This window comes from Actinokineospora sp., assembly GCF_050699995.1.
GTDB lineage: Bacteria > Actinomycetota > Actinomycetes > Mycobacteriales > Pseudonocardiaceae > Actinokineospora.
Map to the genome: position 1 here is coordinate 1 of NZ_JBOHGC010000303.1, position 12,021 is coordinate 12,021.

A 12,021-nucleotide genomic window follows, 5' to 3' on the forward strand; every position below is an offset into this window, starting at 1 on the left:
GTGCTCTTCTGAGCACTCGCGGCCGTTCCGCAAAGGTCCAAGGCCACCTGCAGAAGCCCGGCAGCACGGTCACCCTGGAGAACACCTCCGACGTCGAGGTCAAGCGCACGCTGCTTCCCGGCGGCCTGCGGGTGATCACCGAGCGGGTGCCCGGTCTGCGCAGCGCGTCGGTCGGTATCTGGGTGCAGGTCGGCTCGCGCGACGAGCCGGACGCCGTCGCGGGCGCCGCGCACTACCTGGAACACCTGCTGTTCAAGGGAACCGCGAAACGCACGGCCGCGCAGATCGCCGAGGAGATTGACGCCGTCGGCGGCGAGCTCAACGCGTTCACCGCGAAAGAGCACACCTGCTACTACGCGCACGTCCTCGACGAGGACCTGCCGCTGGCCATGGACCTGGTGTCCGACGTCGTCTTCGACGCGTTGTGCACCGAGGCGGACGTGGAGACCGAACGGGGCGTCGTCCTCGAAGAGATCGCCATGCGCGACGACGACCCGGAAGACCTGCTGCACGACGCGTTCTGCAGCGCCCTGCTCGCCGACCACCCGCTGGGGCGGCCGGTGCTGGGCTCCGAGCAGTCGATCACGGGGATGACCCGTTCGGCGCTCAACGGCTTCTACCGGCGTCGCTACACGATGCCGAAGATGGTGCTCGCGGTCGCGGGCAACGTCACCCACACCCAGGTGCTTTCCTTGGTGCGCAAGGCTTTGCGCGAGCGGCTGACCGGCGCCAAGTCGCCGGTCGCCCCGCGCTCGGGCCGCGCCCGCATCGGCAACTCGCCGCGGCTGGTGCTGCACACCGACGACACCGAGCAGGTCCACATGATGCTCGGCGTGCGCGCGATCGACCGCCACGACGACCGCCGCTTCACCCTCAGCGTGCTCAACGCGGCGCTCGGTGGCGGCATGAGTTCGCGGTTGTTCCAGGAAGTCCGGGAGCGGCGCGGGCTGGCGTACCAGGTGTACTCGTCGGTCGCGTCCTACGCCGACACCGGCCACCTGTCCGTCTACACGGGATGCCAGCCCGAGCGGCTCGGCGAGGTCGCCAACGTGATCCGGGATGTGCTGGGTCAGGTGGCCAAGGATGGGTTCACCGACGAGGAAGTCGCCCGCGGCAAGGGGCAGCTCCGCGGTGGAATGGTTCTCGGTCTGGAAGACACCAGCTCGCGCATGTCGCGCATCGGCAAGGGCGAGCTGGCGTACGCCGACTACCTGTCCGTCGAGCAGACGCTGGACCGCATCGCGGCGGTCACCGCCGAGGACGTGGCGAAGCTCGCCCGCGAACTGCTGACCCGGCCGCTCGCCGCGGCCGTAGTCGGCCCCTACGATCACGCCGACGACGTTCCGATCGAGTTGCACGAGTTGACTTCCTCCCCCGCCTGAAGCCGGGGATTCCAACAGCGACTACCCCACGAGGAGGTGGCCGTCGTGTTGAGGTTCACGGTTCGCAGGCCCACCCAACGGCGGGCCTCCCCGTGCAGCCACGGCATGCCCTGCCGCGTGTCGAATATTGCACGCCGCGTTCACATCGGCGTTGCACGCAAATGCGCAGGACCGGCACCGGAAGGCGGCTTGGCTCTCGCGCGCCTCCCGATCCACGACCCCACACGCCGAACAACGCTGACTGGTGAACCTCGGATCGACTTTCACCACCCGGCCCTGTGCCTTTTGCTCCAGCCGGGTCACCAACTTGCCCCACCCGTTGCCGAGGATTCCGCAGTTCAGGCCCGCCTTCTGCCGGACGCCCCGGCCGGGTGCATCCTGGGTGCCCTTAGCCGACCGGGTCATGTTGGCGATCTTCAGGTCCTCCACCGCGATCACGTCGAACTCCCGGGCCAGCCGGGTGCAGGTCTTCTCCACCCAATCCTTGCGCCGATCGGTCTCGCGGGCCTTGAGTCTCGCGATCGCAGCCTTGACCTTGCCGCGCCGGTTGGAGCCGCGTTGTGCTCGGGCGAGCTTGCGCTGCAACCGCAGCAGCCGCGCCTTCTCGGGTCGGCGCACCGTGGGTGCGTTCAGCAATTCCCCGGTGGACAACGCCGCCGACACCAGCACACCGCGATCCACACCCACCGCCGCACCTGTGCCCGGTCCGGCGAGGGGCTCGGGCACCAAGGCGAACGCCACGTGCCAGCGGCCAGCACGGTCGCGGGTGACCCGGTAGGACTTCACACCGTCGGCGACCGCGCGCGACCAGCGGAACCGCACCCACCCGACCTTGGGCACCTTGACCTCACCGACCTTGCGGGACAGCCGACGTACGTCACCCGGGGTGACCGCCACGATCCGGAAACCCTCGTTTTGGCCGCGTCGGCGCCAGGTCGGCCGCCGGTGGGTCCGGCGGAAGAAGTTCGCCTTCGCCTGGGAGTGATCTTTCAGCGCCTGCTGCTGCACTGTCACCGACCCGGCCGCCAACCACGGGTTCGCCGCCTGCGCCTGCGTCAACTGGCGGCACTGCTCAGTGAACCCCGGCGCCGCCTTGCGCCCCGGTTGCCAATGTGCGTGCTGCTCCACAGCGAGATTCCACACGAACCGAGCATGCGTGCTCCAACAACACCCGCTCCTGAGCAGGGGTCGGCTGAAGACGGAACCGGGACATGCCGATTAACCTAACGACCACCACCGACAAACTCAGGAGACAGAGTTGACACCCGACAGGCCAGGCCACCCACGGGCTTTGGCGGCCCTCCCACTCCCGATTCCTCATCGGCGTGAACGCCGGAGCATCCTCGGGAGGTCCTGGTGACGAAGTCCGTCAGGTCGGAAGACAACCCGATCCGGGTAGGCGTGCTGGGCGCGCGCGGCCGGATGGGCGCCGAGGTGTGCCGGGCCGTGGAAGCGGCCGGTGACATGGAAGTCGTCGCCATGGTCGACACCGGCGACTGGATGTTCGACATCGCCGACGCGGGTGCTGAGGTCGTCGTCGACTTCACCCACCCCGACGTGGTCATGGACAACCTGCGGTTCTGCATCGACCAGGACATCCGCAGCGTCATCGGCACCAGCGGCTTCGGTGACGAGAAGATCGCCACGGTCAAGCAGTGGCTGGAACCCAAGCCCGAACTCGGCGTGCTCATCGCCCCCAACTTCGCCCTCGGCGCCGTGCTGTCGATGCGCTTCGCCCAGCAGGCGGCGAAGTACTACGACACCGTCGAGATCATCGAACTGCACCACAACCGCAAGGCCGACGCCCCTTCCGGCACCGCCGCGCACACCGCCCGCCTGGTAGCGCTGGCCCGCGAGGCGGCGGGCAAGCAGCCCATCCCGGACGCCACGACGTCCGACCCGGACGGCGCCCGCGGTGCCATGGTCGACGACATCCGCGTGCACTCCGTGCGCCTCGGCGGCCTGGTCGCCCACCAGGAAGTCCTCTTCGGTGGCGAAGGCGAAACCCTGACCATCAGGCACGACTCGCTTGACCGCAAGTCCTTCATGCCGGGCGTCCTGCACGGTGTGCGGGCCATCCTGGACCACTCCGGTCTCGTCGTGGGCCTCGAGAACCTGCTCGACATCTAGCCGTGTCCGCGCGCACGGTTTCGCTGATCCTGACCGCCGTCCTGGTCCTGTACTTCGTCCTGCTCGGCGGCCGGGCGGTGGCCCTCTTCCGCGACGGCTCGCCATTGGCCGTGGCGTTCGGCGTAGGCGTCCTGCTCCTGCCAATCGTCGGCGCGTGGGTGGCATGGTCGACGATCCGGTTCGGCATGCGCACCTCGGAACTGGGCAAGCGCTTGCAGGCCGAGGGCGGCCTCCCCGACACCTCAGACCTCCCGCGCATGCCCTCCGGCCGCGTGGACCGCGCCGCCGCCGACGCCTGGTTCGAGGAGCGGCGTGCGGAGGTCGAAGCCTCCCCGGACGACTGGCGCTGCTGGTACCGCCTCGCGGTCGCCTACGACGTCGCGGGCGACCGCGGCCGAGCCCGCGAGACCATGCGCAAGGCCCTGGACCTAGCCCCGTAGCAGGAGATCACCGTAGGTCGGCGATGAGCAGTCGGTAGCCCGCGTCGAGGGTGTCCAAGGCGAGCAGGTCGGCGTGGTTCTCGTGCCAGCGGCCGGTCGCGATGTCGTCGGCCAAACGCGCCAGGCCTGGGCGTAGTGCGGCCTCGCCGGTCTGGGCCAACATCGACATCCCGGCCCGCACCACCGGGTCCAGGTACGCCTCGGGCCTGCGCCAGTAGGCGGCGCCGAAGCCGTCGGTGCAGTCGTGGGGGACGGGGACCGTCTCGACGCGGGTGTTGCCGAGCAGGGTGGCCAGGTGGTCGATCGGGACGGCCCGCGCGTCGTCGAGGGGGATCGCCTCGGGCAGGTATTCCTTCAGCAGCCAGAACGCGCGTGTGACGGTTTGGTCCCAGGTGAGGATGACGACCCGTTCGCGGGCTATCCGGCGCAGTTCCGCGACACCGGCGGCCAGGTCGGTCCAGTGGTGCACGGTGAGCAGCGCCATCACCGCGTCCGCCGAGTCGTCGGCCAGTGGGATGGACTCGGCGCACGCGCGCAGCGCGGGCGCGGAACCGGCGGGCCGCTGGGCGATCATCACCGAACTCGGCTCGACCGCGAGAACGGTCCGCGGCGGCTCGTAGGACCCGGTGCCCGCCCCGACGTTGACGACGGTCGCCGCGTTCCCGAGCGCGTGGTGGATCTGCGCGGCGATGTGCGGGTCCGGCCTGCGGGTGGTGCTGTAGGTGGCACCGATGGTGTCGTAGGTCGTCACCGACGAAGTATGTCTTGCGCACGGTGCAAGCACGGCGCTTCAGTGATTCTTTCCGGTGGTACCAGCGGTTTCAGGGAGGTTTCGCGCGATGGCGCCGCTAGCGTGCCGGTATGGATGCGACGGTGCGGAGCCGGGAACTGGGCGACGAGTTGAAGCGGGTGCGCATGTTCAGGGGGCTCAAGGCCACCGAGCTGGCGCACGCGATCGGCTGGTCGGAGTCGAAGATCTCGCGGGTGGAGTCGGGGAAGACGTGTTGCAGCGAGGTCGAAGCGGCGATCTACCTGGCGTACTGCCGGGTCACGCCCAGGGAGCTGGACCGGATCATCGCGCTGTGCGGTGGGGAGGATGAGCACGGCTCCTTCCTCCGCCACCACGGTGAACGCCTACCCGACCAACTGCGCACCTTGGCGCTACACGAAACCACGGCCTCTGCGGTCTTCGCACTGGAGCTGAATCGCATCGATGGGCTGCTCCAGACCGAGGACTACGCACGGGCGATGATGCGCGAATCCGGTTTGATTCCGTCAGCGGGGATTGAGACCAGGGTGCAGGCCCGGATGGATCGCCAGATCCTTTTGCGACGGAAGAATCCACCCACCTTCACGTTCTATGCCCACGAACATGCGCTTCGGCTACCAGTCGGCGGCCCGGCGGTGATGCACGAGCAGATGCTCCATCTGCTGTTCATGACCTCTCAGCCGTTCTGCCAGGTCCGGGTGATCCCGGCCGGCATCGGTGCGCATGCGGGAATGGGTGGCCCGTTCCGGCTTATGCAGTTCGCTGACCATCAGCCCGTGGTCTGCTTGGAAACCCAGAATCGCAGTCTGTTCTTGGAGAGTGCCATGGATATCGCCACCTACTGGCTGATCCTCGGCGGGCTCGCCGCGGTCGCCCTGCATGCGGAACAATCACGGTCGGTGCTTGCGAGCCTCGCAAGCGAGTACGACCGACCGGAAGCGGGCAGTCATGGGGACGGCGTGGCGTAACAGCAGCTTCAGCGGAGACAACGGTGCCTGCGTCGAGGTCCGCTGGCGCAAGAGTTCCTTCAGCGGCACCAACGGGGACTGCGTCGAGATCGACTTCGCGGAGATGGTCGCGGTTCGGGACTCGAAGAACCCCGACGCGGGCCGTCTCGCCTTCACCCCGTCGGCGTGGGCCGCGCTGCTACAGGAACCAGCCGGCGAACATCGCCGGTGACGCCGCCAGGGCGCTGAACCGCACGAACCGGCCGACAAGCCCCACCGACACGAACGTGTGCAACGGCATCCGCACCAGCCCGGCCAACACCGTCATCGCCATGTACGGCGGCAGTCCCACCACCGAACTCACCCCGTAGGTGCCGAACATCCAGTGGGGGTGTCGCTCGCACCGCTCCTTGATGCCCTCGATCCAGCCGCGCAGCCGTTTCGTGCGCAGCTGCCAGCGCAGACGGGTGGGGGTCATCGGCTTGGGTTCGCGGTGCAGGAACGCCGGCAGGTGGATCGACCCGCGCCCGGCGTAGTAGTAGACAAGCTTCCCCGCGACCTGCGCGACGGCCACGACAGCGCCCAGCGCCGCCCATGAGATCCCCGGCCGCTGCGTCATCAGCGCCAGGACAAACACCTCAATGCTCACAAAAGGGACAAGCGCCGACCCGAACGCGACGCCAAACGTCACGCAGAGCCAAGGCAGCACCAAGGAATGTCCCCCACTCGACAACGAGGCCGTCGTCGACGGTACCTCAACCGGGTGACCGCTAGGCCAGCTTCAGATCCAGCGACCCGGACATCCGCAACTCCCGCAGCGGCCGCCCACCGGCGTCAAGCGTGCGCACGACCCCGTCCGGCGCCCACCCCGCCCGCGTGAAGAAGCTGACCTGCGACTGGTTCGCCTCCGGAATCCAGCAGATCCCGCGCGTGGACCCCGTGGCCCGCACCGCCTTCGCCGCCGCAACCAGCAACCTGCCCCCGTGCCCTCGCCGCCCCCAGCGCGGCTCGACCAGCAGCGTCCCGATCAACGCCACGGTCGCCGCGTCCTCCGGGGGCAGGTCGTTCGCCATGGCCGACTCCGACTCCGGCGACGCCCCCGCGCTGCAGAACCCGACGATCCAGTCCCCCTCGACGGCCACGAACACCATCGCGGGCCCCTGCTCGATCGTCTGCCGCCACTGCGCCGCCGCCGCGGTGGGATCGAGGGCCGACAAGACCTCGGCGGGCAGGATGCCCGAATAGCCGGCCTGCCAGGTGAGCACCTGGATCCGGGCGATCTCGTCGACATCGGCGGGTACGGCGGGACGAACCGTGGCATCAGCCATGGCGGCAACCTAGTGGCTCCCCGATTCGCGCTCCCAGTCGGGCTCGCAGCGCCACGGCCGAAACCCGCAAGAGTCGACACCCTCTCCCGGCCAGACTGTCCACGTCGGAATGCGCGGCCGCCGGAGCGTGTTGCCGAAGAGGTCGGGGGTCATCGGAAATAACCGGCATACAAATGTCGGTGGTTCGTGCGAGGGTGGGGTCATGTCGTCCAAGTCCTGGTTCGCGTGGGCCGCCCTCGGTGTCGTGTACGTGGTGTGGGGGTCCACCTACCTCGCGATCCGCTTCACCGTCGAGTCCATGCCCGCCCTGCTCTCCGCGGGTGCCCGCTTCCTCGCCGCCGGCCTGGTCCTCGGCGCCCTCGTCGTGCTGTTCGCGGGGGTCAAGGCGCTGCGGATGACCAAGGCCCAGTTCGGCTCCGCCGTCCTCATCGGGTTCCTCCTGCCCGCCTGGGGCAACGGCCTGGTCGTCCTCGCCGAGAAGCACGTGGCTTCCGGGCTCGCCGCGCTGCTCGTGGCCTCGGTACCCATCTACGTCGTGATCCTGCGTCGTATCTGGGGCGACCGGCCGTCCCGGACCACCCTGCTCGGCGTCGCGATCGGGCTGGTGGGACTGGCCGTCCTGGTGTTCGGCGGTCCGGTCGAAGGAGCCCACGGCGCGGCCTGGTTCGGGCCGTGGCTGGTCTTGCTGGCAGCGCTCGGCTGGGCGGTCGGGACCGTGCTGACCACCAAGCTCCCGTTGCCGTCCAACCCGTTCGCGCTGTCGGCCGTGGAGATGGTGGCGGGCGGTGTCGCGCTCGCGGTGACCGGCGCGGCGATGGGGGAGCGGTTCGACCTCGCCGAGATCACCACCGGTTCGTGGGCCGCGTGGATCTACCTCGTCCTCGCCGGCTCGCTGCTGGCGTTCAGCTCCTACGTCTACGTCCTCGGCCGCCTGCCGGTGTCCACCGTGGCCACGTACGCCTACGTCAACCCGGTGATCGCCGTCCTGCTCGGCTTCCTGTTCGCCGGCGAGCGCTTCGGGCTCGCGCAGCTCGGCGGTGGCCTGATCGTGCTGGTCGCGGTCGTCCTGGTGGTCCGCGCCGAACGGCCCGCACCGGAAGTGTCGGTGCCTGCCGGCAAGATCCCGGAACCGTGCGAGGTACCACGATGAGCGAGACGATGACGGCCGCGGCCGCCCGGCGGACAGCCCTGGCGGCGCAGGGCTTCGCCGACGCTCGCCCATCGGGCCCACCCACTCGGCGCCATCTCGCCAAGGTGCTCTCGCGCGTCCAACTGCTGCAGCTCGACTCGGTCAACGTCGCCGTGCGCGCGCACTACATGCCGGTCTTCTCCCGGCTCGGCGCCTACGACCCGGCGCTGGTCGACGACGCCGCCTGGACGCACAGCCTGCGCAAACCGCGCCTGCTGGTCGAGTACTGGGCGCATGAGGCGAGCCTGATCCCGGTCGCCGACTGGCCGCTGCTGCGGTGGCGCATGCGTCGCTACGAACACCGCTACATCCACCACCTCGAACGCATGACGGCCAAGGCGCCCGGCCTCATCGACGACGTGCTGGCCGCGGTCAAGGAGCTCGGCCCGGTCGGCGCGGGCACGCTGGAGACGGCGCTGGGCAGCTCGACCCCGAAGGTCAAGGGCGGCTGGTGGAACCGCTCCGACGTCAAGCACGCCTGCGAGTGGCTCTTCGCCGTCGGCGAGCTGACCACCGGCACCCGCCGCGGCTTCCAGCGGCTCTACGACCTGCCCGAACGCGTCCTCCCGCCAGAAGTCCTCGGCGCCGCACCGGTTTCCGACGAGGAAGCGGCTCGGCAGCTGATGCTGCGCGCCGCCGTCGCCCACGGCGTCGGCACCGAGAAGGACCTGCGCGACTACTACCGCCTGCAACCCGCCCGCTCGCACCAGGCCGTTGCCGAGCTGGTGGAAGAGGGCCTGTTGGAGGCCGTCTCGGTCCAGGGCTGGCGCCACCAGGCCTACCGGCACGCCGACGCCCGCATCCCGCGCAAGGTGACCGGGCGCGCGCTGCTGTGCCCGTTCGACCCGCTGATCTGGGAGCGCGACCGCACCGAGCGGATGTTCGGCTTCCGCTACCGCATCGAGATCTACGTGCCCGAGCCCAAGCGCGTCCACGGGTACTACGTCTTCCCGTTCCTCCTCGACGGCGACCTCGTCGCCCGTGTCGACCTCAAGGCCGACCGGGCCAACGGGGCGTTACTCGTGCAGGGCGCGTTCGCCGAGCCGGGTGTCGACACCGCTCGGGTGGCGGGCGAGCTGATGGCCGAGCTGCGCACCATGGCGGGCTGGCTCGAACTCGACGAGGTCCGGGTGGGCGTGAAGGGCGACTTGGCCGCCGCCATGCGTACTCGCTAGTAGCCTATTACTCCGAGTCCGGCTAATGTCACATTTCGAGCAGGTGACGAGGTGGTGCGGCTGATTGCGTCGGCCGTGCGGCAGGATCGGACCTCCGTCGGGGCGAACGGACGACACGTGACGTTGGTGCACCGAATGCTGGGCAGGTGATGAGTGAGCGTGTCTATCGCGGTCGCCGCACGTTTCAGTGGAGATCGTCTTCCTATCGAGGTAACGAGCTACGTAGGCCGCGTTGACGAGATCCGTGAAGTCAAACGCCTGCTGGGGATCGCCCCGCTGGTCACGCTGACCGGACCGGGCGGAGTCGGCAAGACCCGGCTCGCCATGCGCGTGGCCACCTCCACCCGGGCTTCCTTCGACGATGTGGTCTTCGTCGGCCTCGCCGACCTGCACGACCCGAAACTGCTGGTCAACACGGTCGCCGACCGGCTCGGCATCGGCGACCGCTCGACCAGGGCGCCGATCGACCTCGTCGTCGACTACCTGCGCACCCGCAGGCTGCTGCTCGTGCTGGACAACTGCGAGCACCTGATCGAGGCGAGCGCCCAGTTCGCCCAGGCGATCCTGACCTCGTGCCCGGACGTGGTGATCCTCGCGACGAGCCGCCAGTCGCTCGGGGTGGCGGGTGAACATGTGATGCCGGTGCCGCCGCTGGCCGTGCCGGACCTCGGTGAGTCCGCCGCGGCGGTGTACCAGTACGACGCGGTGCGCCTGTTCCTCGACCGCGCGGCAGCGGTCGTGCCGTCGTTCACCATCGGCGACGACGACGTCGACGCCGTGATCCAGCTGTGCCGCTCGCTCGACGGCCTGCCGCTGGCCTTCGAACTCGCCGCGGTCCGGCTGCGGTCGCTGTCGGTGCGCCAGCTCGCCGACCGGCTCAGCAAGCGGTTCACGCTGCTCACCCGAGCGAACCGGTCCGCGCCGAGCAGGCACGAGACGCTCGAGGCGCTGATCGACTGGAGCCACCAGCTGTGCACCGAGCAGGAGCGGCTGCTGTGGGCGCGCGCGGCGGTCTTCCCCGGCGGCTTCGACCTCGCCGCCGCCGAAGCCGTGTGCTGCGGCGACGACCTGACCTGCGATGACCTGCTCGACATGCTGGACAGCCTGATCGACAAGTCGATCCTGCTCCGCGAGGAACACAACGGGCAGGTCCGGTTCCGGATGCTGGAGACGGTGCGGCAGTACGGCGAGGACCGGTTGCGCGCCGACGGCGACCTGCCCGAGCTGCGGCGCAGGCATCGCGACTGGTGCCGCGAGGTCACCAGCGACTTCGCCGCGAAGTGGATCGGCCCGGGGCAGCTGGCGCTGGTCCTGAAGATCGACCGGGAACACGCCAACCTCCGTCAAGCATTCGACTTCTGCCTCAGCGACCCCGCCGAGGCGTCGGTCGGGCTGCGGATGGTCACCGAGATCCGGGACTACTGGCTCATCCGCGGTCTCACCGAGGCCCGGATCTGGGCGGGCAGGCTGCTGGCCGTCGCGGTGCCCGACACCCCTGAGTGGGCTTGCGCGGCGTGGGTCGAGGCGTTCCTCGCCCTCGTCCAGGGCGACATGGACGCCTACGCGGCGCGGCTGGCCGAGGCCTCCGAGGTCGCCGAGCGGATCGGCGACGCCAACGCCCGCGCGTATGTCGACCAGGTCCACGCCTATGCCGCGCTGATGGCGAACGAGGGCGAGAAGGCGGCCGAGTTGTTCGGCAGGGCGTTGAACGCCTTCGTCGCCCAAGGCGACCTCAGCGGCGAGCTGTGGGCGACGTTCAACCATGGCCTCGCGCTGAGCCTCGCGGGCGATCTGGAGCCTGGCCGGACCGTCATGCAGGCCTGCGCCGACCGGTGCGCTTCCCTTGGTGAGGCGACATTCCAGTGCTGGGCGCTGTGGTCGCTCAGCGCCGCGGAGTATCTGCACGGCGAGTACGACAGGTCGCTCGAGACGGGTCTGCGGGTGCTGCGGCTGCAGCGCGAGGTCGACCACCGGGTGATCCTCGGGTTCAGCCTCAACGTCCTGGCCGGGTGCGCGGTCCACCGCGGCGAGTACCGCCGCGCGGCGCGGCTGTTCGGCGCGTCCGTCACGGTGTTCCAGCTGGTCGGCGCGTCGCCGACGAACTACGTCGCCTTCGCCGACGGGATGCGCCGGGACATGGAGCTGGTAACCGACGCACCGGGCATCGAGGTGGCGGGCGCGGAGTTCATGGTGGGCACGAAACTCCCCACCGACACGGCCGTCTCCTACGCGCTGGGCGAGGACATCACCCGGCCCGCCCCGGAGTCGACCGAGCAGCGGCTGACCAAGCGCGAACGTGAAGTCGCCGACCTGGTCGCGAAAGGCATGACCAACAAGGAGATCGCCAAAGCCTTGGTCATCTCCCTGCGCACCGCCGAGACCCACATCGACCACATCCGCACCAAACTCGGCTTCAGCAACCGCGCCCAAATCGCCGCCTGGATCGCCGCCCTCTAACAACCCGCGAGTCCCCACCTCCCGACAATGAGTTCTCGGTTCCCGACAATGAGTTCTCATTTCGCGATGACCCAAGCACCTGAGGTTTCGCACTTTTCGTGACGACACGGTTGGTTGATCTTCACGTGACACGGGGCGATGACGGCGACACTGGCCGGACATGGCGGAAGCATCGGCGTTCCTTATAACCGCCCGTTGTCGGGA

The 12,021-nt window shown here is 69.2% G+C and carries 12 protein-coding genes; 8 read left to right on the forward strand and 4 right to left on the reverse strand.

Annotated features, from left to right (window positions below):
• Nucleotides 1–8: 8 nt before the first annotated feature.
• On the forward strand, nt 9–1,382 hold the full coding sequence (locus tag ACRDSQ_RS15145; RefSeq protein ID WP_431421789.1) for a M16 family metallopeptidase: 1,374 nt from the start codon (nt 9–11) through the stop codon (nt 1,380–1,382).
• Between the two features lie 21 nt (nt 1,383–1,403).
• Here ACRDSQ_RS15145 and ACRDSQ_RS15150 read toward each other — a convergent pair whose 3' ends face one another.
• A complete protein-coding gene (locus ACRDSQ_RS15150; RefSeq protein ID WP_431421777.1) occupies nt 1,404–2,525 on the reverse strand; it encodes an RNA-guided endonuclease InsQ/TnpB family protein in 1,122 nt (373 codons plus the stop codon).
• A 210-nt stretch (nt 2,526–2,735) separates the two neighbouring features.
• Between ACRDSQ_RS15150 and dapB the strand changes: the two genes are divergently transcribed.
• Nucleotides 2,736–3,512, forward strand: a complete 777-nt coding sequence (dapB, locus tag ACRDSQ_RS15155; protein WP_431421791.1) for a 4-hydroxy-tetrahydrodipicolinate reductase — start codon at nt 2,736–2,738, stop codon at nt 3,510–3,512.
• A gap of 2 nt (nt 3,513–3,514) precedes the next feature.
• Complete coding sequence (locus ACRDSQ_RS15160) at nt 3,515–3,952, forward strand: hypothetical protein (protein ID WP_431421778.1); 438 nt, start codon at nt 3,515–3,517, stop codon at nt 3,950–3,952.
• 7 nt (nt 3,953–3,959) lie between these two features.
• Here ACRDSQ_RS15160 and ACRDSQ_RS15165 read toward each other — a convergent pair whose 3' ends face one another.
• Entirely contained in the window at nt 3,960–4,703 is a 744-nt protein-coding gene (locus ACRDSQ_RS15165) for a class I SAM-dependent methyltransferase (protein ID WP_431421779.1), read from the reverse strand.
• Between the two features lie 110 nt (nt 4,704–4,813).
• Here ACRDSQ_RS15165 and ACRDSQ_RS15170 point away from each other — a divergent pair, with 110 nt between their 5' ends.
• Nucleotides 4,814–5,689 carry a helix-turn-helix domain-containing protein gene (locus tag ACRDSQ_RS15170; RefSeq protein WP_431421780.1) on the forward strand — a complete coding sequence of 292 codons (876 nt, stop codon included), beginning with the start codon at nt 4,814–4,816 and terminating at the stop codon, nt 5,687–5,689.
• Complete coding sequence (locus ACRDSQ_RS15175; RefSeq protein ID WP_431421782.1) at nt 5,670–5,900, forward strand: DUF397 domain-containing protein; 231 nt, start codon at nt 5,670–5,672, stop codon at nt 5,898–5,900. The genes ACRDSQ_RS15170 and ACRDSQ_RS15175 overlap by 20 nt, the downstream gene beginning before the upstream one ends.
• On the opposite strand, the gene ACRDSQ_RS15180 is transcribed toward ACRDSQ_RS15175, so the two are convergent.
• Both ACRDSQ_RS15180 and ACRDSQ_RS15185 read right to left on the reverse strand, forming a co-directional pair.
• On the reverse strand, nt 5,868–6,377 hold the full coding sequence (locus ACRDSQ_RS15180; RefSeq protein ID WP_431421792.1) for a hypothetical protein: 510 nt from the start codon (nt 6,375–6,377) through the stop codon (nt 5,868–5,870). The two genes, ACRDSQ_RS15175 and ACRDSQ_RS15180, sit on opposite strands and share 33 nt — an antisense overlap.
• 61 nt (nt 6,378–6,438) lie before the next feature.
• On the reverse strand, nt 6,439–6,996 hold the full coding sequence (locus ACRDSQ_RS15185) for an N-acetyltransferase family protein (RefSeq protein WP_431421783.1): 558 nt from the start codon (nt 6,994–6,996) through the stop codon (nt 6,439–6,441).
• 202 nt (nt 6,997–7,198) lie between these two features.
• Here ACRDSQ_RS15185 and ACRDSQ_RS15190 point away from each other — a divergent pair, with 202 nt between their 5' ends.
• The 3 genes from ACRDSQ_RS15190 (at nt 7,199) to ACRDSQ_RS15200 (ending at nt 11,817) form a co-directional block, all read left to right on the forward strand.
• On the forward strand, nt 7,199–8,146 hold the full coding sequence (locus tag ACRDSQ_RS15190) for an EamA family transporter (RefSeq protein WP_431421784.1): 948 nt from the start codon (nt 7,199–7,201) through the stop codon (nt 8,144–8,146).
• Nucleotides 8,143–9,360, forward strand: a complete 1,218-nt coding sequence (locus tag ACRDSQ_RS15195) for a winged helix-turn-helix domain-containing protein (protein WP_431421786.1) — start codon at nt 8,143–8,145, stop codon at nt 9,358–9,360. The genes ACRDSQ_RS15190 and ACRDSQ_RS15195 overlap by 4 nt, the downstream gene beginning before the upstream one ends.
• A 159-nt stretch (nt 9,361–9,519) precedes the next feature.
• The gene (locus tag ACRDSQ_RS15200; RefSeq protein ID WP_431421787.1) at nt 9,520–11,817 is read left to right on the forward strand and encodes an ATP-binding protein; all 2,298 of its coding nucleotides are present in this window, start codon (nt 9,520–9,522) and stop codon (nt 11,815–11,817) included.
• The last annotated feature ends 204 nt before the right edge of the window (nt 11,818–12,021 follow it).